This is a genomic window from Cupriavidus sp. SW-Y-13 (assembly GCF_009793345.1).
Classification (GTDB): Bacteria; Pseudomonadota; Gammaproteobacteria; order Burkholderiales; family Burkholderiaceae; genus Cupriavidus.
Window position 1 is genome coordinate 187,376 of record NZ_WHLX01000005.1, and the last position, 21,529, is coordinate 208,904.

18 protein-coding genes and 1 pseudogene are annotated in these 21,529 nt (G+C 61.2%); 6 read left to right on the top strand and 13 right to left on the bottom strand.

Annotated features, from left to right (window positions below; translation table 11 throughout):
• Positions 1-51: 51 nt before the first annotated feature.
• Together GA566_RS32530 and flgB are read right to left on the bottom strand one after the other, a co-directional pair.
• Entirely contained in the window at positions 52-2,541 is a 2,490-nt protein-coding gene (locus tag GA566_RS32530) for a heavy metal translocating P-type ATPase (RefSeq protein ID WP_011514822.1), read from the bottom strand.
• A gap of 499 nt (positions 2,542-3,040) precedes the next feature.
• Positions 3,041-3,463, bottom strand: coding sequence for a flagellar basal body rod protein FlgB (flgB, locus tag GA566_RS32535; protein WP_008650726.1), 423 nt, complete (start codon positions 3,461-3,463; stop codon positions 3,041-3,043).
• 296 nt (positions 3,464-3,759) lie between these two features.
• On the opposite strand from flgB, the gene GA566_RS32540 reads away from it, so the two are divergent.
• Together GA566_RS32540 and GA566_RS32545 are read left to right on the top strand one after the other, a co-directional pair.
• On the top strand, positions 3,760-4,827 hold the full coding sequence (locus GA566_RS32540) for a porin (protein WP_011229350.1): 1,068 nt from the start codon (positions 3,760-3,762) through the stop codon (positions 4,825-4,827).
• Positions 4,828-5,009: 182 nt separating this feature from the next.
• Positions 5,010-5,288, top strand: coding sequence for a hypothetical protein (locus GA566_RS32545; protein WP_008646716.1), 279 nt, complete (start codon positions 5,010-5,012; stop codon positions 5,286-5,288).
• Positions 5,289-5,586: 298 nt separating this feature from the next.
• Here GA566_RS32545 and czcE read toward each other — a convergent pair whose 3' ends face one another.
• The 9 genes from czcE to czcN form a co-directional block, all read right to left on the bottom strand.
• Complete coding sequence (gene czcE, locus GA566_RS32550) at positions 5,587-5,988, bottom strand: copper-binding periplasmic protein CzcE (RefSeq protein ID WP_011514820.1); 402 nt, start codon at positions 5,986-5,988, stop codon at positions 5,587-5,589.
• A gap of 108 nt (positions 5,989-6,096) precedes the next feature.
• On the bottom strand, positions 6,097-7,527 hold the full coding sequence (gene czcS / locus GA566_RS32555; RefSeq protein WP_011229349.1) for a sensor histidine kinase CzcS: 1,431 nt from the start codon (positions 7,525-7,527) through the stop codon (positions 6,097-6,099).
• 4 nt (positions 7,528-7,531) lie between these two features.
• A complete protein-coding gene (gene czcR / locus GA566_RS32560) occupies positions 7,532-8,209 on the bottom strand; it encodes a heavy metal homeostasis two-component system response regulator CzcR (protein ID WP_008646724.1) in 678 nt (225 codons plus the stop codon).
• A gap of 1 nt (position 8,210) precedes the next feature.
• A complete protein-coding gene (locus tag GA566_RS32565; RefSeq protein WP_004635344.1) occupies positions 8,211-9,161 on the bottom strand; it encodes a cation diffusion facilitator family transporter in 951 nt (316 codons plus the stop codon).
• Between the two features lie 50 nt (positions 9,162-9,211).
• Positions 9,212-12,403 (bottom strand): heavy metal efflux RND transporter CzcA, encoded by a 3,192-nt coding sequence (czcA, locus tag GA566_RS32570; protein WP_004635342.1) that lies wholly within the window; start codon positions 12,401-12,403, stop codon positions 9,212-9,214.
• A 16-nt stretch (positions 12,404-12,419) separates the two neighbouring features.
• A complete protein-coding gene (gene czcB, locus GA566_RS32575; protein WP_004635340.1) occupies positions 12,420-13,982 on the bottom strand; it encodes a heavy metal efflux RND transporter CzcB in 1,563 nt (520 codons plus the stop codon).
• 17 nt (positions 13,983-13,999) lie between these two features.
• Positions 14,000-15,256 (bottom strand): heavy metal efflux RND transporter CzcC, encoded by a 1,257-nt coding sequence (gene czcC, locus GA566_RS32580; protein WP_024570390.1) that lies wholly within the window; start codon positions 15,254-15,256, stop codon positions 14,000-14,002.
• Between the two features lie 75 nt (positions 15,257-15,331).
• The gene (czcI, locus tag GA566_RS32585) at positions 15,332-15,679 is read right to left on the bottom strand and encodes a CDF family cobalt-zinc-cadmium transporter CzcI (protein WP_137924345.1); all 348 of its coding nucleotides are present in this window, start codon (positions 15,677-15,679) and stop codon (positions 15,332-15,334) included.
• A gap of 314 nt (positions 15,680-15,993) precedes the next feature.
• Complete coding sequence (gene czcN, locus GA566_RS32595) at positions 15,994-16,644, bottom strand: heavy metal efflux RND transporter CzcN (RefSeq protein WP_020206397.1); 651 nt, start codon at positions 16,642-16,644, stop codon at positions 15,994-15,996.
• Positions 16,645-16,893: 249 nt separating this feature from the next.
• On the opposite strand from czcN, the gene GA566_RS32600 reads away from it, so the two are divergent.
• Together GA566_RS32600 and GA566_RS32605 are read left to right on the top strand one after the other, a co-directional pair.
• Positions 16,894-17,352 carry an MgtC/SapB family protein gene (locus GA566_RS32600; protein ID WP_004635330.1) on the top strand — a complete coding sequence of 153 codons (459 nt, stop codon included), beginning with the start codon at positions 16,894-16,896 and terminating at the stop codon, positions 17,350-17,352.
• Positions 17,353-17,459: 107 nt separating this feature from the next.
• Positions 17,460-17,867, top strand: coding sequence for a hypothetical protein (locus GA566_RS32605; protein ID WP_004635327.1), 408 nt, complete (start codon positions 17,460-17,462; stop codon positions 17,865-17,867).
• Positions 17,868-17,954: 87 nt separating this feature from the next.
• On the opposite strand, the gene GA566_RS33140 is transcribed toward GA566_RS32605, so the two are convergent.
• A complete protein-coding gene (locus GA566_RS33140; RefSeq protein WP_004635326.1) occupies positions 17,955-18,131 on the bottom strand; it encodes a hypothetical protein in 177 nt (58 codons plus the stop codon).
• A 598-nt stretch (positions 18,132-18,729) separates the two neighbouring features.
• Here GA566_RS33140 and GA566_RS32610 point away from each other — a divergent pair.
• Positions 18,730-19,668: a DNA-binding protein gene (locus GA566_RS32610; protein ID WP_004635320.1), complete on the top strand. Its 939-nt coding sequence runs from the start codon at positions 18,730-18,732 to the stop codon at positions 19,666-19,668.
• The gene (locus GA566_RS32615) at positions 19,665-21,170 is read left to right on the top strand and encodes a tyrosine-type recombinase/integrase (RefSeq protein ID WP_004635319.1); all 1,506 of its coding nucleotides are present in this window, start codon (positions 19,665-19,667) and stop codon (positions 21,168-21,170) included. The genes GA566_RS32610 and GA566_RS32615 overlap by 4 nt, the downstream gene beginning before the upstream one ends.
• A gap of 23 nt (positions 21,171-21,193) precedes the next feature.
• Here the strand turns inward: GA566_RS32615 and GA566_RS33525 are convergent.
• Positions 21,194-21,370 (bottom strand): annotated as a pseudogene (locus tag GA566_RS33525) (DoxX family membrane protein); the annotation flags it as partial.
• Positions 21,371-21,529 lie beyond the last annotated feature (159 nt).

Below are 21,529 nucleotides of genomic sequence, written 5' to 3' on the forward strand. Positions count from 1 at the left end.
GGCCATAGCTGCCGCCGCATCTGGCATCGCCATCATTGCGGCCGGGGCCCGTCATGGGGATTTGTCGCGATAGGCTAGCAGTCGAAGCGCATTGAACACGACGATCAGCGTCGACCCCTCATGCATGGCCACGGCGGGCCCGATACCGAGGCCGAGGATCGTGGCTGGCAGAAGGAACGCCACGACGCCGAGGCTGATATACACGTTCTGAAGGATGATGGCCCGCGTATGTCGGCTTAAACCGACCACAAAAGGCAGGTGTTGGAGGTCGTCGGCCATCAGCGCAACATCCGCCGTTTCCAGTGCCACATCTGAACCTGCCGCACCCATTGCGATGCCCACCGTGGCGTTGGCCATTGCCGGCGCGTCGTTGACGCCGTCGCCGACCATGGCCACTTTGGCTTCCGCGCGCAACGTCTGGATGGCTTTGACCTTGTCCTCAGGCATCAGATCGCCCCAGGCTTCATCGATACCTACGTCCTTGGCGACGGCTTCGGCTGCGCGCTGGTGATCGCCGGAGATCATGATCATGCGTGTGATACCCAGCCTGCGCAGTGCCTCGAGGGCAGCGCGCGCCGAGGCGCGCGGCGTGTCCATCAGCCCAATGGCGCCGAGGTCCCGATCTCCCTGCCTGACGATCATTGTCGTGCGGCCAGTGCTGCGCAGCGTCTGCACTGCGCTCGCCATCGATTCGCTAAGCGGTGCAATCCCGTCGGCGCCGAACATGTCAGGCTTGCCAATCCAGACGGTCTTACCGCACAACGTCGCCGTGACCCCGCGTCCGGTCAAGCTTTGGAGATGAGACGCTTCCGGGATGGAACTGCCTTCCAGGCGCTTGCGGCCATCGCGGGCAATGGCCGCAGCCAACGGGTGGTCGCTGAGCGACTCCACGGCGACCGCTACGCTCAACAATTCCGCTTCAGCTACTCCTTCGGCGACCATCACATCGGTAATACGGGGGCGCCCCTCCGTCAGCGTCCCCGTCTTATCGAATGCAATGGCTTTCAGTGAACCCAGGTTTTCGAGCGGCGCCCCGCCCTTGATCAGTACACCCCCTCTAGCGGCGCGCGCTACCCCCGACAGCACCGCGCTCGGTGTCGCGATGGCGAGCGCGCATGGGCTGGCGGCAACCAGCACCGCCATGGCGCGGTAGAAGGTCGCACTGAACGGCTCATTGATCACTAGCCCTGCAAACAGCAGCAATACCGCCAGCACAAGCACTGCAGGAACAAAGATCCGTTCGAACTTCTCAGTGAACCGCTGGCTCGGTGACTTTTGCGCTTCGGCCTCGTTGACCATCTTGACGACTTTCGCCAGGGCGCTGTCCGTGGAAAGGCGCGTCACTTCCACTTCAATGGCGCCGGCGCCATTGATGGTTCCGGCGAACACGCGGGACACGGCCCCTACGGCATCGGGCTTCCTCCTGGCTGCGGCGGCGTCATCCACGGGCTGCTTGTCGACCGGGATGCTTTCGCCAGTAACCGGCGCTTGATTGACTGCGGAAGCCCCCTTTACCAGAAAACCATCGGCGGGGAGGCGTTCGTTCGGCCGAACCACCACCACATCCCCCACCTGCAATTCCTCGACGGGGACCTCTCGTACCTCGCCTTCACGCCGCACACTTGCTGTAGCCGGTGCGAGCGCCGCCAACGCTTCGATCGCCCGCTTGGCGCGCCCCATGGCGTAGTGTTCGAGCCCGTGGCCGAGACTGAACAAAAAGAGAAGTAGCGCGCCTTCCGCCCAAGCGCCTAACGCCGCCGCCCCTGCGGCGGCTACCAGCATCAGTGTGTCGATTTCGAACTTCTTTAGCCGGAGGTTCTCTATCGCTTCCCGAACGGTATAGAAACCACCAAAAAAATACGCGCCGACAAAGAAGGCAACCGGAATCCATGCTGGCAGGCTGCCGAACAGCTTACCAACGGCAAATCCGAGACCAAGCAAGGCCCCACAGATCAGGGAGAAGATTAGCTCAGTATTCGGGCCAAACACGCTGCCGTGTGCGTGGGCCTCATGCCCCTCGCCTTCCCCATGTGCATGATCCTTGACGCCTTCGCGGTGTTCATGGTCTGCATGACCGCTCTTCCGGGCACCGATCTCAACCGGCGCGAGCCCGCGTTTTGACAGGGCCTGCTCGATCCCTGCCGCGGAGATCCGATCGTTGTCGAATTCGACGCGCGCTATGCCGGAGGCGCTGACTTCGGCCTCGATGACGCCGGGCAAGGCCCGCAGTTGGCTAGCTACGGTTCGCGCTCGTCGTTCGTGCCAGACGCCCTTCAATTGCCAAAGCACATGACCAAACCGCGACGAAATCACCGCACCCGTGCTTGTCACCAGCTCCCGGATGCGGGCAAGGGAAATCGCTGCGGGATCGTAGTGGACACATATCTGTGAATCGCTATCAACATTTGCAGTTTTTATATGCGCCGCCTCGACGCCCTCTTTCCCTCTCAGTTCGGACAGCAACCGTTCTACACAGGGATCAGAGGAATCGGGAAGGCCAGGAAGCAAGACAGGAATGTCCAGGCGCAGCTTTTCGGTCATTGTCGCGGGCTCCAGTCAGTCTGAATCGGCATTCACGCCGTTGCACACTATTAGCAACTAGTGTGCCCCGCATTGCAACAACAAAGCTCAACGAGTCAGCGCCCCAATGCCCCGCCGTAATGCGTTGGTAATGTGCCCGCAATCTGAGCGTACTATCTTGCGGATGACAGGATCCTCATGTCATCCGTCCAGGAACCATACAGATGATTAGCGCCGTCGCATGCTCTGCCTTGCTGGCCTACGCTTTGCCGGCTCCTGCGACCGGTGATCGACTCAGCGAGAAGCCGACCCAGTGGCACACCCTCGCCATTGGACATTCAGACACGGGATACGCCTCCCGCGACCAACGGGTTGCCTGGGCGGCCAACCCGCGACATCGCACAGCCAAACATCCGTCGAAGCAGGAATCCGCAGCGAGCACACCGGAGCCGTCTTCCAGAGACGCGTCCAGCGCTGTCGCCGCACCCAAGCCGCCCTGCCAGTAGTCGCGGTTTCCCCGCTAGGGCCGCATGTCCTGGTAGAGCTTGAGCATGTCCTTGTACTCGTCGGCAGTCTTTTGAATGGAGAACCGCATCCGCAGCGCGTTCTCTGCAAACGCCACACGCTCGACGTCCATCTCCACGGTGTTGCCGTCCATACTCGACTGCAGGGGGACGCGATACATCAGATCCTCTTCCAGCGCGGGCTTGCTTGCCTCGATGTGTCGCGGCGAAGTCATGGTCATGCCCGCAAAATTCTGGCCACTGCCCATCACCCTATCCAACTCGGCGCTGAAGTCGATATCGCGCGCCTTGTAGTTCGGCGTATCCGCATTTGCAATATTTGCAGACAGCAGCTCGAACCTCCGTGTGCGAAGTCGCAGCGCTTGCTCATGAACGCTGTCTTCGCTACGCGCCCATTTTGCGACGTATGGCGTGTCCATCCTTACTCTCCAACTAGATCGGAACCCGCAGCGTATTGCAAAGGCAGTCGATCTTGCTTCGAGAGAAGCGACCTCTTTTCGTGAGTTTCCCATTACCGGCCCGCAATGTTCGCGCGCACACAGGTTGACGCGTCCGCGCGAAAGCCATGTCAATCCACATAACCCCGGTACGTTCCACCTTGTCGTCATCACGCGACGAAGTGACCCCACGTAATTACTTCGCAATCTGACCGTCATCTGCAGATTTCTATACTCGCCCCCACCAAATTAATTTCGGGTCTTAATGAGGAGAATCCATGAAGATTAGTCGCATTGCCGTCGCATCCCTCGGTCTGTTCGCTACAACCGCATTCGCTCAATCGAGCGTCACGCTGTATGGTGTGGCCGACGCGGGTATCGAGTATCTGAGCAACGTCCCATCGGCTTCGCCCGGTGGCTCGAACCAGGTTCGCATGACCTCCGGCAACATGTCGACGTCGCGTTGGGGCCTGCGTGGCGTCGAAGACCTTGGCGGCGGTCTGAAAGCCATCTTCGAATTGGAAAGCGGCATTTCGTTCGACACCGGCGCACAGAACAACAGCACCCGTCTTTTTGATCGTAGTGCCTTCGTAGGATTGGGTAGCAAATATGGTCAACTGACGTTGGGTCGTCAAACGACACCAATGTATGACACCACGCTGCAACTCGACCCGATGGGCTTCGCGCCGCGCTACTCGCTCTTCAAGATGGATGACGTCTTGGCGGGTCGCGCTGACAATGCTATCAAGTACCGTGGCATCTTCAGTGGCCTGACGGTCACCGGCCTCTACAGCTTTAGCCGCACCGGCGGCGGCGAAGTGCCGGGGAACTACAAGGTCGATCGAAACATGGGCGTATCGCTCATGTATGAAACCGGCGCCCTCGCTGTCGGCGCGGTGTACGACGAGATCCAGGGCAGCACCGTCGCCACGGCCGACCGCAAGGACCGCCGCGCTCTAATTGGCGCGAGCTACGCTTTCGGACCGGCTAAGGCATTTATTGGTTATCGCTGGTACAACGGCAATGTCGGTGCGCTGCCGACGAACGGTTCTAACATTTACTGGGCCGGCCTGCGCTATGGCCTGACGCCCGCACTGACGCTGACCGGCGCCGCCTACTACACGGACAGCCGCAATTCTGGCGCAGACCCGTTCCTGTTCGTTGCCTCGGCAGATTACGCTTTCTCGAAGCGTACCGATGTGTATATGAACGTCGGTTATGCACTGAACCGCGGCAACTCGCAGCTGGGCATGAACGGCTACAACTCGACGACCGGCAGCCCGACCAACGTTGTCCCTGGCAAGGATCAGACCGGCGTCGTCGTAGGCGTACGCCACAAGTTCTGAGCGAGCTCAAAAGAATCGACACTTTCTTGTTAATTCAAGAGAGTTTGTGCCTCCCAACCGGGAGGCATTTTTTTATGACAGGATCGTAATACGCGGGTAATTCAGTGGAGCAGGTCCGGTAGCTAGACTGTGAACACGGTGAGCGATTAGAGACTCACAAACATTGACTCCGGAGAGATTCCATGAAGACGATTCACACTGCCCTGATTGCTGCTGCCCTCACGATTGCTGCCGCCGGCTCCGCCATCGCTGCTACCCCTGATGGCCAGATCCACCGTCCCCGCGACCCCTACACCGACGGCGGACGCGCCGCAGTCAACGACATTTACGCCGGCGGTGCACGCATCGACAAGCGCGACGTGTTCACCGACGGCGCACGCCTCGGCCAGCGTGACGTATTTACCGACGGCTCGCGTATTGGGCCGCGTGATGTGTTCACCGATGGCGCACGCGGAATTTGACGCAAGCCGTCCCTGAAACTCAGACCGACCTCTGTGGGGGAGCCAGGCACCCGTCAGTTGCTTGGCTCTTGGTGCTCTTTCGCTTTATCCCGATGGCGAAAGCTTCCGAAGCTTGCCCTCCCCGGAGGGCAAGCTTTTTTTCCCTCCATCGGCGTCAATCCGGTGCCGTTCATGATGCGGTGGCGCGTGCTACAACTTCCCATCGCCTCGTGTATTGCTAAGCGGCAGAACCGACGCCAATGACGATGAAAAAGGCCCCGCATTGTGCGGGGCCTGTAGTTCACCGGTTCAGCAACGTTCAGCCACCTGTGAAGAGGTCGCTTCTATCAATATAGACGCGCACGCCAGCGCTACCCGGCAGATCCGGCATCAACAAGCCAAGGTCCACACTCGTATCCCTGACCATCTGGGCGAAGGTCCATGCGACGATCTTCTCGCCGGCCCGAAACGCCACCGTCTCGCCAGAGTCCACGTTGACATACCGCATCCCTGGCTTCACGTCGATAATGCGACTGGCCTGAGATTGGCCGGCTGGATCGCCATACAAGGTCGCGTGACGCTTCGCCATCGCCTGCGCCGTCGCCGTCGACGCAGGCACGCCCGGTTTCAACCCGGTCATTTCCAAAGCATACGAAGCCGACATCCCACCCAACAGCAACGCCGCAAACAGCAAGGCGTGTTTCTTCGTTTTCATAGTCATCTCCTTTCTAGAGACTTCGTTGATCTATGAAAACGAGTGTATAAATTGTACGCATGCTGCAGCCTTGCCCGGCGATTACAAATAGGCAATCGGGCTCATTGCACCACTCTACCCAACGACTGGTCGGTCCTGACTCGGCCTACCCACCGAAACCCGCGCTGAGGCTTCAGCACCGTTGAGCGGGAAGCGCAATGTAAAGCGTGTCTTCCCATCCAAGCCGCTCACGGCTGACGCGTCGCCGCCATGGAGCTCCATGATCGACAGGACGATGGCCAGGCCCAGCCCCGTGGACTGTGACGAGTTGGATCTCGCCCTATCCCCACGGAAGAACCGATCAAAGATGAGGGAAAGTTCCCGCTCCGGGATTGGGTCTCCAACGTTCGTGATGTCGATGCAACAATGTGCCGCTTCGCGGCGCACCACCAGATCTATCATCGAATTCGGCCACGCATGACGGACCGCATTTGACAGAACATTGTTGATCGCACGCTGGAACAGAATGGCATCAGCGACCAGGGTGGCATCCCCGCTTACCCTGATTACGACGCTTCGCTCCTCTGCAAGCACCGAAAAGTAGGCGGACAACTTGCGAAGTTCTGCATTCAACTGGAGTTCCGTCAACTCGAGCGCCACATTGGCACTGTCAGCTCGCGCGAGGAACAACATCGCATCGATCATCCTCGCAAGTCGCTGGTATTCGACCAGGCTTTCCTCCACCAAGGCGACATACTCGGGCCCGGTGCGGTCTCGTGACAAGGCGACCTCGGCATGTCCAATGAGGTTGTTAAGCGGCGTGCGCAAATCATGGGCAAGATCGGCGGAGAACCGCGACAGCTTCTGATAACCATCCTCGAGGCGTTGCAGCATCGCATTGAACGCAGAGGCGATATCACGCACTTCGGTGGGCTTGGGTGGCATGTCCACCCGGTAGCTCAGCCGTTCCACACTGATCCGGTTGATCTGCTTGATAAGTACGTGCGCCGGCTCCAGCTCACGGCGCGTAATGGCCGCCCCCACCAGGGCCGTCAATATCACACCGACGGTGGTACCAAGCACGAGCGTCGTCCGGAATCGCGCAGTCACCTGCTTCCTGTCCTCGCCAGACTTCGCCACGAACACCGTCGCCCGCGTACCGTCTCGCCCCAACACCGCATCGGCGGACTGGAACATGAGCGATGACTTTCCCGTGACCGCCGCTTGGTCAGTGCCTTCCAGCAATGCATCGTTGCCCGTGCGAAACAAAAGCCGGCCATCCAGCGCCGTGACGCGAACGATGAGGTCCGAGTAACCTCGCACCAGATCATCGAAGCGATGCTGCGCCGCCGGGACGCCCTGCACCCCGTCCACCTCGCGCAAGAAATGCTCGACCTGTTCGAGTTTTCCCTTTACAACCTCATCGTCTCTGGCCTCGAGTTGCGCGGCGAGCGAGTAGTAAGCAAAGGCGCCCATGCTGGCCAGCGCGATAGACAGTACCAATGCAAAGAAGAGCCCAAGCCGCCTCGTCAGTGACAGCGGGGTTATCGAAGTCCCGGGCCTCATTCCGTCACCGGCCGCGCTCTGGGTCGAGGACATAGCCCATTCCCCGTACGGTATGGATCAGCTTTTGATCGAAGGGATCATCCACCTTGGATCTCAGGCGCCGGATCGCGACGTCAACGACATTGGTATCCGTGTCGAAGTTGACGTCCCAGACCTGGGACGCGATCGTGGTTCGCGACAGCACCTCCCCTCTCCGGCGCATGAGCAGGTGCAACAGCGAGAACTCCTGATTCGTCAATTCAATGCGGGTAGTTCCCCGGAATACCCGCCTTCCAAGCACGTCGATGTCCAGATCGGCAATGCGCAATCGCTCGGACTCCTTCGAGGTGCTTTGGCGCAAGCAACGCCGGATACGGGCAAGGAGCTCGGCAAAGGCGAAGGGCTTGACCAGGTAATCGTCTGCCCCCAACTCGAAGCCTCTGACACGATCCGCCACATCATCCAGCGCCGTCAGAAACAGTACGGGTGTCTCGGACTTGGATCGAATGGACTTGATGACCGTCCACCCGTCCATACCTGGCAGCATGACGTCCAGGATGATGACGTCGTAGTCGGTCTCTTCCGCCATGTGGAGCCCATCGCCACCATTGTTCGCGATGTCGACCACGAAACCCGACTCCGACAATCCCTTCTGCAAATACTCCGCAGTACGCGGTTCGTCTTCTACAACAAGTACCCGCACCTTAGTTTCCTCCTGCAGCAAGCGACTTCGATCCGACCAGTGCTGGCGATGCATTGAAATGCTGAGCTGCATCCGCTTGTTCGCATGGTGCCAGTTCGAACTGAATGGTCACGTGCGTGATATCGAATTTGTCAGCCAGCATCTGCTTCAATTCCGGTAGCACTTCCATTTCCGGGTTGACGGCCGTGTCATTCACGACATGAACCGTCAAGCTCGCCTTGCCGCTGGTAAGTGCCCAGATGTGGAGGTCATGGAAGCTTTTTACCCCGGGCGTCGCCAGAATTTGCTTCTCAACCTCTGCCAGATCCACGTCATCGGGTACGCCTTCGAGCAGCACATTCAGGCTCGACTTCAGCAGGATCCACGTGCGAGGCAGTACCCAGAGGCCGATCAGCACCGCAATGGCGGAGTCGACCCACGCCCAGCCCGTGAAGCGGATGATGATCGCACCGGCGATGACGCCAACCGACCCGAGCAGATCGCTCCAGACTTCCAGATAAGCACCCTTCACGTTCAGGCTGCTGCTTTGCCCGGAGGACAGCATGCGCATGCTGATGAGATTGATGATCAGGCCCAGCACAGCCACGACGAACATGCCGGTTGACTCAATCTGAGGTGGCGATTTCAGCCGCAGGTAGGCTTCGTACAGGATGTAGATAGCCACACCGAACAGCAGCAATGCGTTAAAGGCCGCGGCAAGAATCTCAAAACGGTAGTAGCCAAATGTCCGCTTCTTGTCCGCGGGTCGCTTGGCGATCGCAATAGCAGCCAGTGCGATGGCCAGTGCGACGGTGTCCGTGAGCATGTGCGCGGCGTCGGAGATCAACGCCAGGCTCTTCGTCATGACACCACCGACCACTTCGGCAATCAGGAACGTACCGGTCAGCGCAAGGGCGATCTTGAGCGATCGCTCGTTGCCACCGGGATGGTCGTGTGAGTGACCTGCGCCCATAGAAACTCCTATAAAAATTGGGCGGTACGATGACCGCCCAAGGATTTACGTCATGCAGGCTGGCGGCCTTGATCCGGTTGATGCGTCTGAGTGACTGGCTCGCGAGTATCTTCCGCGTCCTCATCCTTGCGGTGAGCAAGTCGATAGAGCACCGGCAACACCAGTAGGGTCAGCGCCGTGGACGACAAGATGCCACCGATTACCACCGTTGCGAGGGGACGTTGCACCTCAGCGCCCGTACCGGTGGCGATGGCCATCGGCACGAAACCCAGGGATGCCACCAGGGCCGTCATCAGCACCGGACGCAGTCGCGTCAGGGCGCCAACTCGGACCGCGCTGTCGAGGGAATGCCCTTCTTCGCGCAGCGATCGGATAAACGACAGCATCACCAGACCATTGAGCACCGCCACCCCGCACAGCGCGATGAAGCCCACCGCTGCAGTAATGGACATCGGAATGCCGCGTATCCACAGGGCAAGAATCCCGCCAGTCAGCGCAAAGGGAATGCCCGTGAAGACTAGCAAGCCATCCTTGATGTTGTTGAACATCGCAAACAACAGTACGAAGACCAGCAACAGCGCCACCGGCACTACCACCTGCAGGCGGGTGGTGGCGGACTGCAGTTGCTCAAAGGTGCCACCCCATGTCATCCAGTAGCCAGCCGGGATCTTGACCTGGCTTTGGATAGCCGCTTCCGCCTCGGGCACGAATGAACCAATATCACGTCCACGAACGTTGGCACTGATCACGATGCGGCGCTTGCCGTTCTCGCGCGAGATCTGGTTCGGGCCGGGCGCCATTTCCAGCGTCGCCACCTCGCTCAATGGGATAAACGTCGTTCTCGCGTCCACTCCTTTTGGCAACGGAATCGGCAATCGGCGCAGAGCCTCGACCTCGCCGCGCACAGCTTCGGGCAGGCGGACCACGATATCGAAACGACGATCGCCCTGGAAGAAGGTTCCGGAATCACGGCCTCCGACGCCCGTTGCCACCGCGTCTTGCACGTCGCTCATGTTAAGCCCGTATCGCGCCGCCTTCTCCCGATCGATCTTGACCGTCAGCATCGGCAAGCCGGTGGTCTGTTCTACCTTCACCTCCTGCGCGCCGGGGATGCCCTGCAGCACGGCCGATACCTTCTTCGCCGTCTCGCTGAGCACGTTGTTGTCATCGCCGAAGATCTTGACTGCGACGTCCGAGCGGACCCCGGAGATCAGCTCGTTGAACCGCAGCTGGATCGGTTGGGAGAACTCGTAGTTGTTCCCGGGGATCTTGCCGGCTTCCTCCTGGATGGCGGACAGCAGTTCGGCATGTGTTTTCTTCGGCTCTGGCCAATCCTTCTCAGGCTTGAGCATGATGTAGCCATCCGAAATATTCGGCGGCATCGGATCGGATGCAATCTCCGCCGTACCTGTCCGCGCAAACACGCGCTCGATTTCGGGGAATTTTGCCTTGAGGGTCGTCTCGATCGTCTTCTGCATCTCCACGGACTGCGACAGGCTCGTGCCAGGAATGCGCAGCGCCTGGATGGCAATGTCGCCTTCGTTCAGATTGGGGATGAACTCGCTGCCCAGGCGGGCCGCAATGGCCACGCACAGAACAATTGACACCGCGGCAAACGTCAATACAACGGCCGTGTTCGCGAGCGACTTTTCCAGCAGCGGCTCGTAGCGACGCTTCGCCCAGAGCATGAGACGATTTTCTTTCTCGGCCACCCGTTCGCCGATGAACAAGGCGACCGCAGCCGGAACGAACGTCACGGACAGAATCATCGCGCCCAGCAGCGCCAGGACGACCGTGAACGCCATCGGGTGGAACATCTTGCCTTCCACCCCCGTCAGCGCAAAGATCGGCAGGTAGACGATCATAATGATGAGCTGACCGAAGATCAGTGGGCGACGCGCCTCCTTCGCTGCGGCAAACACCTCATGGAACCGCTCGGAGCGCGTCAATGGCCGGCCATGGTGTTCCTGCGCATGCGCCAGTCGCCTCACACAGTTTTCGACAATCACCACCGCGCCATCGATGATGATGCCGAAGTCGAGCGCGCCCAAGCTCATCAGGTTCGCACTGATCTTGTAGTTCACCATCCCCGTGAAGGTGAACAACATCGCCAGCGGAATGATCGTCGCGGTAATCAGCGCCGCGCGGATGTTACCCAGGAAAAGGAACAGAATTACGATGACGAGCACCGCGCCTTCAAGAAGGTTCTTCTTGACGGTCGCAATGGCCTTGTCGACCAGACGTGTCCGGTCGTATACCGTTACGATCTTCACACCTTCCGGCATCGTACGGTTAATGGAAGCGACCTTTTCATCGACCGCTTTTGACACAGCCCGGCTGTTTTCGCCGATGAGCATGAATACCGTGCCCAGCACAACTTCCTTGCCATTCTCGGTTGCCGCACCGGTACGCAGTTCCTTGCCAATCTCCACATCCCCGATGTCGCGAATGCGGATCGGCTGCCCCTGCGCTGTACCGACAATAATGTTGCGGATGTCGTCTTCGGACGCAACCTGACCCGGCGCACGAACCAGATACTGCTCGCCCCTACGCTCGATGTAGCCCGCACCCACGTTGTCGTTGTTCTTGTTCAGCGCATTGACGACGTCGGTCAGCGTCAGCCCGTACGACGCTAGCCGTTCAAGACTCGGCGCGACCAGGTACTGCTTGTTGAAACCACCGATAGTATTGATCTCGGTGACACCGGGCACGTTACGCAGTTGCGGCCGTACCACCCAATCCTGGATTTCGCGCAAATCTGTCGGCGTATAGGCAGTCCCGTCAGCTTTGCGAGCACCCTCTTCGGCTTCAACGGTCCATAGATAGATCTCCCCGAGGCCGGTCGAAATAGGCCCCATCGCCGGCACAACGCCTTCAGGCAGATTGTCCTTGGCTTCCTGGATGCGCTGGTTGACGAGTTGGCGCGCGAAATAGACGTCCGTGCCATCCTTGAAGATGACCGTCACCTGCGACAAGCCATAGCGGGACAGGGAACGCGTCTGTTCGAGTCCCGGCAGGCCGGCCATCACGACCTCGATCGGATACGTAACACGCTGTTCGGTTTCGAGCGGTGAATAGCCTGGTGCCGAGGTATTGACCTGAACCTGAACGTTGGTAATGTCAGGGACCGCGTCGATCGGTAGTCGGTTGTAGCTGAAAATCCCTAACCCGGCCATTCCAAACACGGCGAGCAGGACCAGCCATCGCTGCTGGATGGCGAAACTAATGATACGTTCAAACATTGCTGTTTCCCCCGTATCAATGGCCGTGTTCGGCGCTGGATTTGCCAAGTTCGGCCTTCAGAACAAAACTGTTGGCGGCGGCGTAACGTGCGCCCGGCTTCAGGCCCTCGACAATCTCGATGACCTTGCCGTTTGTCCGGCCGACCTTCACCGGCTGCGGCACGAATCCACCTTGAACCGCGACAAAGACTACGCTCTCGCCATTGACGTCCTGGACGGCCTCGGTCTTCACCGCAACGGGCACCTCGACATCAGCACCGAATACGTCGACCGTGACGAAGAGACCCGGTCGCCAAGCCATCTGTGGATTGGTCAATGTTACGCGGGCCTTCGCCGTCCGCGTCTGCTCGCCCAGCAGCGAACCCACGTATGAAACGGTGCCATCTGCCTTCACATCGGACGATGCCGAATTGATCGACGCCTTTTCGCCGATGCGCACCCGCTCGACATCCTTGGCAGACACCACGAACTCGGCCCAGACGGACGACAGATCCGACAGCGTGAACACGTTGGCGTTGTCCGCCACCGCTTCCCCAAGCGAGATATGCTTTTCAACGATCATGCCGTCGAACGGTGCGCGCAGCTCGTAGCGATTGAGTGCCGTCGAGCTGTTGCTGGCGCCAATGGCGGTCAGCTTCTGCTGCGCGTTCTGGACACTGATCTGCGCTTCCTGCAGCGCGTTGCGGGCGCTCAGATAATCTTGCTCCGCAGAGATCTTCTGTTCCCAGAGCTTCTTCTCGCGGTCATAAGTGACACGCGCCAGATCCAGACGTTTCTGTGCTGCGAGCAGTTCGCTGCGCTGGTCAGAAAGTCCGGTGCTCGCGATGACCGCGAGAACCTGTCCCTTCTTAACCTGTTGCCCAATATTGGCCGGAACGCTCTCTACGACGCCAGCCAGTCGCGGCACCACGTGGGCTGTCTTGTCTTCGTTGAAACGGATTTCGCCGGGGAACTGGACGCCAGCCTGGACCTTTGCCGAGCCCGCGGTTTGAACCACTACCCCTGTCTTGGCCAGCTGGTCCGCTGTCAACTCAATCTTGCCTTCCTCTTTCGAGAGCCGCACGGCGAGTGGCGAAGACGAACCGGGCAAGGTCACATTTGCGGTCACGTCAAAGACATGGGGCTCGGCAACTGGCTGTTGGCTTTCCAGCGCGTCGCCAGACACCACGAACTTGAGCGCTTGAGACTCGCCCGTAGCCCGCACGAGCTGGCCTGTCGCTGCCACGCCATTTGCCACCGCCTTCCCAGACTTGCTAACCCAGAGCCGAATACGGGCCTCGCCCTTGGATTCGGCCGTGCCAATTTCGACGTCATAGCCATCACGCGAAAAGAGCGCGCCACCATTGGGGCCCTTCTTGACCTCGTGATGCTCGCCGTCGCCGTGTGACTTGTCATCCTTGTGGTCGGCTTCCGCCGCCTGCTTGCCATGGTGCTCGGTGTCGCCATGCCCCTTGGATTCCGAGTGCCCACCCTGCTCTTCCGGCGCAGAGCGCCCGCTCAGCAGAACGCCACCAGTCGCGACGCCGCCCACCAGTACGATGGCCGCAATGGCAGCCTTTTGTTTGTTCGAAATAGCCATGTTTTATGAATCCCGTCTTAACGTCCCAGAATGCGATCGATCGTGGTCGCCGCCTGATAGGTTTGTCCAAGCACGCCGAGATAGCGGATGCGTGCCTGGAACAGCGTGCGCTGGGCATCCAGGACGTCCAGATAATTGAACTTGCCGGCCTCGAAGCCAATGGTCGCCGCGTTGAAGGCTTGCTCGGCGCCTGGCAAGACGGTCTGCTTCAGCGTTTGTGCCGAGGCGCGCGATACCGACAGCTGGTTCGATGCCATCAGGAGATTTCGGGTCAGGCTGATGCGATTGGCCAGATATTCATCCTGGGCCTTGTCCGCCTGGCGAATGGCCGAATACAAGTTGCCCTGATTCCGGTCAAAAATCGGCAACGGGATCGCCACACCGATCACCGCCATGTTGCGGTTGGCTTCTGTATCTCGCTTGGCACCCAGACTGACTGTCAGATCCGGATACTGGCGGCTGCGCTCAACGCCCACCAATGCCTGGCGGCGGTCAAGTTCAGCGCGGCTTGCGGCCACCAGCGGTGAGTTTTCCAGCTCCTTCTGAAGGAGTTCAGGCGCCGGCCTGGATGGCAGCGCGTCCAGATTGCCCTGTGCTTCGGCAAACTGCGGCGATGCATTGCCCCACAACGCCGTCAACGCCTGACGGGCGGACTGCAGGCTCGCCGTTGCTTCGGCCAATTCAAGTTCGGCGTTGGCCTGTTCGACACGTGCCTTAGTTTCGTCAACCGGGGAGATCTTGCCGGCCGCGACGCGGCGTGAAGCGGCTTGCGCGCCCCTCGCAGCGATATCCGCGGAGCCAGTTGCCAGCTTGACGCGTTCCTGTGCGATCAAGACGGAAAAAAAGCTCTCGATTACCTGCGCCCGAATGTCACCGCGAACGCCAGCCAGCGTTGCCTGCGCCAGTTCGCGCGTCCTTTCCGCGGCATTGATACGAGCCGAGCGCTTGCCGCCCAGTTCGATGGGGATATTCATCTGGGCGGTGGATGTACGGGTGGATTTCCGCGTGTCCTCGACCAGCGTCTGGAGTTCCGGGTTCGGAATAACCCGGGCCTGCATGATCCCACCTTCTGTGGAATCGAGTTCCTTGGCGGCGGCGGACAGGTTGAAATTGCTTCCTGCCGCCAGCGACAACGCGGCCTCGAGGGTCAACGGTCCCGCCGCTTCCCTTGGGAAGACGGGCACCATGGACGTGCCGGTGTCAGATTGCGCTACGGCAAAGTTTGGGCTGAGAAATGCTACCGCCAGCCCGAGCGGCAGAAATAGTCTTCGCATCGAATTGCACCAAGGTATGTGACCAGGAGAATTCGGCGAGAGACGAAAGGAGAAAAAGAGTCGTCGTCTCGCCGATCAAGCGAGACGCTGCCACTGAGGACGGTCGGGAGCCCTGGCATTCAGAGACGAGAACTCGGACGCATGTTGAGTATCGGTCACTTCTACCCGATTCGCTATCAACACGTCCTGCGTCTGTCCATAGACGAACGGGAGGGAGACCAGATGGCATACCCCGCAGTCTGTATCCACGAATGGCTTTTTCTCGGCATCCGTTTTACCTTCCGGCTGCTGATGACGATGCTCGTGGTGCCCAAGGTGCCAAGTGGCCGTGGCTTTCTCGTGCTGACAATAGCGTGCCGCTGCCGCCCAGGAAAACTGGAACGGCAAAATGAGCAGCACGAAGATCAGAACGAAACGTCGCATTCCTTGGGAGACTGTGCGGGGGGCTTGGGGTTAAAGTACTAACGGCTGGGCCGTCGCCGAAGTTTACATGAATCCTCGATCACCAGCATTAAGAGCAGATTACGATTATCGCTTTCGCCTGCTCGTTTTGGGGTGCCGCTTTCGCCCCTCATCAGTCTTACGCTTGGGGGCGGGCCCATGCTTCCACCGCAAATAGACAGCGAACCCCACATACAGGACGATCAGGCCGACCAGCATCACGAGCATGCTCTCGACAACAGAATCGGAGACGTGAGCGTAGTGCATGGCTGTACGTGTATGCGGAGTTGCCCGCATCAGGCAAGCGTCACGACCGCCCGGAGGACGCCGGCGTCATGGAACAAATCAAACGACTCCACGACCACCGACAGGCCGAGAAACCAGACCGAGTCCGCAATATTGCGTTGAAAGGAAGACACATGGACCGTCCATGTCGACTCCCCCCTATACAGCGACAGACGGGGAAAGAACGCTGGTGTACGGCGTGCGTATTCGGCGAATTCCGGGAAGGCGGAAGCCAGAAAGCGGTCTTCCGTCCGGATGACAGCCGGGTACATCAGCGCAAATGCGAGCGCCAGGACTGCGGTAACCGCCAGCGACTCGGTCATCGCCCCTAGTCCGATAATGCCTAGCAAGTTGCAGACATAGAGCGGATGGCGACACAGTGAATATGGACCCGAGGTCACCAAGGTATTGTTCTTGCGCCCGGAAATGTACAACGCGCACCAGAGCCGCCCGACCGTGGCCAGGCTCACCCCCAACATCCCCAGCGTCAGCAGCAGCGGCGACACCCAGGTACCGTCCCAGCGAGAATGGCCAAAGACCAGACTTGCCAGGACAAACGTTACGACAACACGCCAAACGCCGATGCGGTGGCGTGTCAGGAAATTGTCCAGCGCCCTCGAGAGACCAGCGGGTTGGGACGGGGAGATTGAAGAATCGGTCATGCGGTTCGGGGGCTGGAGGAGAATGTCGCGCACTTCGAGTGGACACACTGGCGCGAAAACGAGCACTAATGGCCGGCATTCTAAGGTTGCCCTTCCGTTGTCAGGCTTTATTGCCGAAATGTAATACGTTGTTAATCTTGCCCCCGGGCCAGCGAATCCGGTTGTGTCATAGCTCGGCAATCTGACAGTCATCTTCTGCGACATAGACTGTCTTGGCCATTTTCAGGACACACCCAGAGACGCTCCGCAATGAACGACATCATCCGCACATTGAGCTCGGAATTCTCCGATCTCGCTAATGCTGCCGAGGCAGTACGTGCCGTCGTTCGAATGACCGTCTCTATCGTTTTGGGGGGCTTGCTGGGGTACGAGCGGGAGAGCTCGGGAAAATCCGCAGGCGTGCGCACTCACATGCTCGTCGCGCTGGGGGCATGCGTTTTTGTCGTGGTTCCCCTCCAGGCGGGCGTGCAGCTTGCCGACATGAGCCGCGTGCTTCAGGGTCTCACGTCAGGCATCGGATTCCTTTGTGCAGGGGCGATCCTGAAGCCGGACAATGAGACACACGTCAGGGGGCTCACAACTGCCGCGAGCATCTGGATTGCTGCCGCGATCGGCGTGGCCGCCGGCATGGGCCATGCGGTGACGGCCATCGTCGCGACTGCCTTCGCACTCATCGTGCTCAGAATCCTTCAAATGTCGAAGAAGTAAGACTCCCACTGCTCCCAAGCCACGTGCAGCGCGAATGCGCCAACTTCAGGTTCGGCCAGCATTTCCCAAACGTATGAGCGCGCTTAACAATACGCAAACTCCATCGCATGAGAATTTACCTGGATTACAACCTGTTTGCGTACCTTCACGAGGGCACGAACCCGGCTCTGCAAGCCAAAGTGAGCGCACTGTCCGATCGACATGAGTTTCCTTGCAGCCCGGCGCACATGGAAGAAATTGCCTCGGCGCTCGCAAGACCTTCGGATACTCCCCCGCTCGATCGGTTAGCGGCCGCTTTCTGCAAAATAGACGATGTTTCTCGAATTAGCCGGAACGTGCAATTGTCTCCGACGACGTTAGGCCCGATGGTTACGAAAGAAGAACAGCCTCTCGAGTGCTTTCTTCGGGTCATGCGGCACTATCGCAAAGAGCCGGTTGTCGAGAAGAACGACTGGTATACGCGGGACTCCGTAAAGAAGGGGTCACTTCAGAAAACGGAAAATATTGCACGCTAAGGCATGGAAGAGGACCACTGCTGTCCCCAGGGGCATTGGCCAGCCGATGGCAAGCAGGTAGAAACCAAAGTCGGGGGACTCCCGTTCTCAGAGATCGGCTAGCAGCAGGTAGGCGCGGTCGAGTTGCCGATGAGCTTCCTGCCGGCGATCCATCGCTTCTAGGGCGAGCAGGAGGTCCTCGGCCAGCTCGAAATCGCTTTCCTGGCATGCCCTTTCGAACACCGCAAAGACCTCTTCATACAACGTGCGCCCCGGAACGCCCATTTGACTAACCTCCGGCGGAAAATCCGATGCTCTCTGCCGACTTGGTCCTGCCACGCCGCAGGGGCTTCTGTCCCCCATGGTTAATATGGACGTTCCCACGGCAGGGAAGGTCAAGCATTTTTCCGGCCGCGGGCCGACCTATGGTTCGCAAGCCGCCGCGCGAGACGGTTAGTGCTCGCCCCCTACAGTTCGTCCAGCGACTAGTTACCCGCACCCGGGCGCAGCCGCACCACCAGCATCGCCGCCCACTGGATATGCGGCCAGGCCAGCGAATAGACGAATGTCTGGATCAGGGGTCCCCTTGATTTCGCCGCAATTTACCGGGGTAGCCACCCGTAGCAGCCATGCGGGTTCCAGGGTGATGCCCACCCTAAAACCCTAGTCAAATCAGTCACTTGCTGACTGGTCCTTTTCCCCTTGGTTTTGGAACGTTGACCGCCCCCGCCGCGCGGCCAAGCGCGCCCTGTGGCTGGAAGCCATTGTTTCCGCAAGATAACTAGATTTATCCGTCTTTGGTTTTCCCAAGCAACACATAAATGGCTTTTCTAACGTTAGGTATGTGCGTAAGATAGGCTGAAATGCGCCTCCGGAAACTGCCATGCCCCGCCTCGCCGCCACCCCCGACCAGATCCGCGCCACCGTGCTGGCCATGCTCACCGAGGCCGGCGACGCGGCGCCGCCCACGGCCGCACGCTTTCGCCGCGTGGTGTCGGTGCGCAAGCTGCGTGACCGCCTGGGCGGCGGTGACCCTGCAACGCTGTCGCGTACGCTCAACGCGATCGAGGCCGAGGTGGTGCGCTCGGGCCTGGCCGACCTCGCCCTGCCCGAGATTCCGGTCGAGATCGCCGAAGCGATGCGCGCGCTGTGGCAGGCCGCGGTCGCGGTGCAGCTCGACGACGTGGTGCGCCTGAAGCGCGAGGCGCAAGCCACAGCCGACACCGCCGAGGCCGCCCGCGCCGAGGCCGAACTGCGGGTCGAGCTGCTGCGGGCCGAACTGAGCGAGGTGCGCGGCCAGCTCGCCGCGCGCGACACCGCGCTGGCCGTAGCGTGCGCCGCCCAGGCGGCGGCGTGCGCGCGCGCCGATGAGCAAGCCGCACGCCGGGGCGAGCTCGAGGCGGCGCTGGCGACCGCCCAGGAGCGCGCCACGGCGGGCGAGCGCACCCACACCGAGGCGATCGCCACCACCCAGGCGCGCTACGAGGCGCTGTCGAAGCAGCTCCTGCAGGAAACCGCGCACCAGCGCGACGCGGTGCGGGCCGAGCGCGCGCAACTGGCCTCCCAACTCAAATTCGCCGAGCGGCGCATCGCCGCGCTGGAAGACGAGCGCGCACGACTCGACGCCGACCTGGCCAGCGAGCGGGCCGCGCGCCAGACCGCCGCGGGCGAGGCGAGCGCACTCAAGGCCGTCACCGCCAGCCAGCGCGCCCAGCTCGACGAGCTGCTGCGTGCGACCCTGGCCGCGGCGCCACCAGCGGCCAAGACGCGCGTGCCCAGATCGACGGGCAAGGCGGCCGCCAAGCGGACCGCCCAGTCATGAAGCCGGCCGACTGGATCGATACGGGCGCGGTGCCGCCGCGCCCACTGCCGGCCACCGTCGCGGCGGCCCTCGCCTACCTGGCGGAGGCACTCGGGCACCCGGTCTACGCGCACTGGACGCTGGCGCGCGTCAAGCGCCGCTATGGCTCGCTGGCCGACGCCAAGGCCGCGCAGCCGACCGTGCTCAAGCTGCTGCTGGCGCACGATGGGGCAGTCGAATACTGGGAGCGCGGGCGCCTGCGCACGGTGACGGCGGATCTGGCGCCCCGCCCGGAGACGGTCCTCGCGCGGCTGCTGCACACGCACCGGCGCCGCATCCGGTCCACCGCCGCCTTAGCGAGCGAAGCAACGGTGCCGACCGCCGCGGAAGCGAGGGGAGCTGTCGCGGCGAACCCGTGGCTGGCCGCTTACGGCCCTGCTGACCACGCGTGGCTCACGCGCGCCGGCCGCTTCGCCCAGCCGCACGCGGCGGCCAACACGCTCGGCGCCGCCGACGATGCACAGGCGCTGGCGCTCTTCCTGCGCGACCGAACCGGGCGCTCGCCCCACACGTTGCGCGCCTATGGCGCCGAACTGCGCCGCCTGATGCGCTGGTGCGGCGCGCACGAGCTTGGGCCGCTCTCGGACCTCACGCGCCAGCGGTTGCTCGGCTACCGGCACGCGCTGCAGCACGGGGAGACCGGCAGGGAGGACGCCGCGCCGCCCTTGTCAGAAGCGACCCGCACGCGCGCGCTGGCGGTGGTGGCAAGCCTCTACGGCTACTGGTACGACACCGGCTACTTGCATGCCAATCCGGCCGCGGGCCTGTCCGCCGGCAGCCGCACCCGGGCCGGCTTCGCGCCGACGCGGCTGATCCCGCCAGCGCTGCTGGCCGCGTGCGATGCCTGGCTTGAGGCGCCGGAGTTTGCCGCCGCCAACACGACCAACACGCTGGCGGCGCAGCGGCGGCGCGCGATTTGGGCGCTGTATCGTTACGCCGGCGTGCGCCTGGCGGAACTGGCCTGGTCGACAGAGATCGCACTGCCCCGCCTGGAGGCCGAGGCGCCCGGGCGGTGGACGCTCTATGTCTGCGGCAAGGGGCGCAAGGCACGGGCCATTCCGCTGCCGGTGCCGTGCGTGACGGTATTGCGCGCCTACCGACAAGCACGCGGCCTGCCGTCCGAGCCGCCGGCGCACGAGGCGCTGCCTGTAATCCACGGCAACAAGGGCGAAGCGCTACAGTCGGCAGGCCTGTACCGGGAGGTCAAGGCGATCTTTGCGGCCGTGGCCGATGGTCTGCAGGCGCGCGAGCCGGCGCAGGCGCTCTTACTGCGCGCGGCCTCCCCGCACTGGCTGCGCCATGCCTATGCGCGCACACTGGTGGTCGACCACCAGGTGCCGCTGCCGGCCGCCCAGGCGCTGCTCGGCCACGCCTCGGTGCAGACCACGGCGGCCTATGCCAGGACCGACCTGACGCAGTTGCGGGCCTTTGTCGATGCCACGTTTGCGGATGATGGGCCGTAGCGACAGCGCGCGTTGCCTTGTCGCATCGCCACGGCGCGGGTCGCCAGTCCCAGCAACAGCAAAGCTGGGGCGGTCAGCTCGATTGACACCGCCAGGCAGGCCGCAGACTCCGAGGGCACCAGCGGCACCCGGTAGTCCTCGCGGAACAGGTCGAGGGCGGCATTCCAATTGGCCAGCTTGGCGATCGCCGAGTTCCAGAAGGTTGGCTTTTTCTCAGCCCGCACAGCACGACAGTTGCGTGACATCCTTGGCAGCCCTACATGTCCATGCCGTCCATCGATCCTGCCGCGAATGGAAGGTAGTCGCAAAAAGTCCGCCACATTTGGGCCAAATCGCTGACTTTGAAATGGTCGACGAAC

Coding starts and splice junctions, on each gene's coding strand:
- czcN (WP_020206397.1), bottom strand. CDS start 16,644: ATGACCGATTCTTCAATCTCCCCGTCCCAACCCGCTGGTCTCTCGAGG.
- flgB (WP_008650726.1), bottom strand. CDS start 3,463: ATGGACACGCCATACGTCGCAAAATGGGCGCGTAGCGAAGACAGCGTT.
- GA566_RS32545 (WP_008646716.1), top strand. CDS start 5,010: ATGAAGACGATTCACACTGCCCTGATTGCTGCTGCCCTCACGATTGCT.
- czcC (WP_024570390.1), bottom strand. CDS start 15,256: ATGCGAAGACTATTTCTGCCGCTCGGGCTGGCGGTAGCATTTCTCAGC.
- czcE (WP_011514820.1), bottom strand. CDS start 5,988: ATGACTATGAAAACGAAGAAACACGCCTTGCTGTTTGCGGCGTTGCTG.
- GA566_RS32615 (WP_004635319.1), top strand. CDS start 19,665: ATGAAGCCGGCCGACTGGATCGATACGGGCGCGGTGCCGCCGCGCCCA.
- GA566_RS32565 (WP_004635344.1), bottom strand. CDS start 9,161: ATGGGCGCAGGTCACTCACACGACCATCCCGGTGGCAACGAGCGATCG.
- czcB (WP_004635340.1), bottom strand. CDS start 13,982: ATGGCTATTTCGAACAAACAAAAGGCTGCCATTGCGGCCATCGTACTG.
- GA566_RS32600 (WP_004635330.1), top strand. CDS start 16,894: ATGAACGACATCATCCGCACATTGAGCTCGGAATTCTCCGATCTCGCT.
- czcI (WP_137924345.1), bottom strand. CDS start 15,679: ATGCGACGTTTCGTTCTGATCTTCGTGCTGCTCATTTTGCCGTTCCAG.
- GA566_RS32540 (WP_011229350.1), top strand. CDS start 3,760: ATGAAGATTAGTCGCATTGCCGTCGCATCCCTCGGTCTGTTCGCTACA.
- czcS (WP_011229349.1), bottom strand. CDS start 7,527: ATGAGGCCCGGGACTTCGATAACCCCGCTGTCACTGACGAGGCGGCTT.
- czcA (WP_004635342.1), bottom strand. CDS start 12,403: ATGTTTGAACGTATCATTAGTTTCGCCATCCAGCAGCGATGGCTGGTC.
- GA566_RS32605 (WP_004635327.1), top strand. CDS start 17,460: ATGAGAATTTACCTGGATTACAACCTGTTTGCGTACCTTCACGAGGGC.
- GA566_RS33140 (WP_004635326.1), bottom strand. CDS start 18,131: ATGGGCGTTCCGGGGCGCACGTTGTATGAAGAGGTCTTTGCGGTGTTC.
- GA566_RS32530 (WP_011514822.1), bottom strand. CDS start 2,541: ATGACCGAAAAGCTGCGCCTGGACATTCCTGTCTTGCTTCCTGGCCTT.
- GA566_RS32610 (WP_004635320.1), top strand. CDS start 18,730: ATGCCCCGCCTCGCCGCCACCCCCGACCAGATCCGCGCCACCGTGCTG.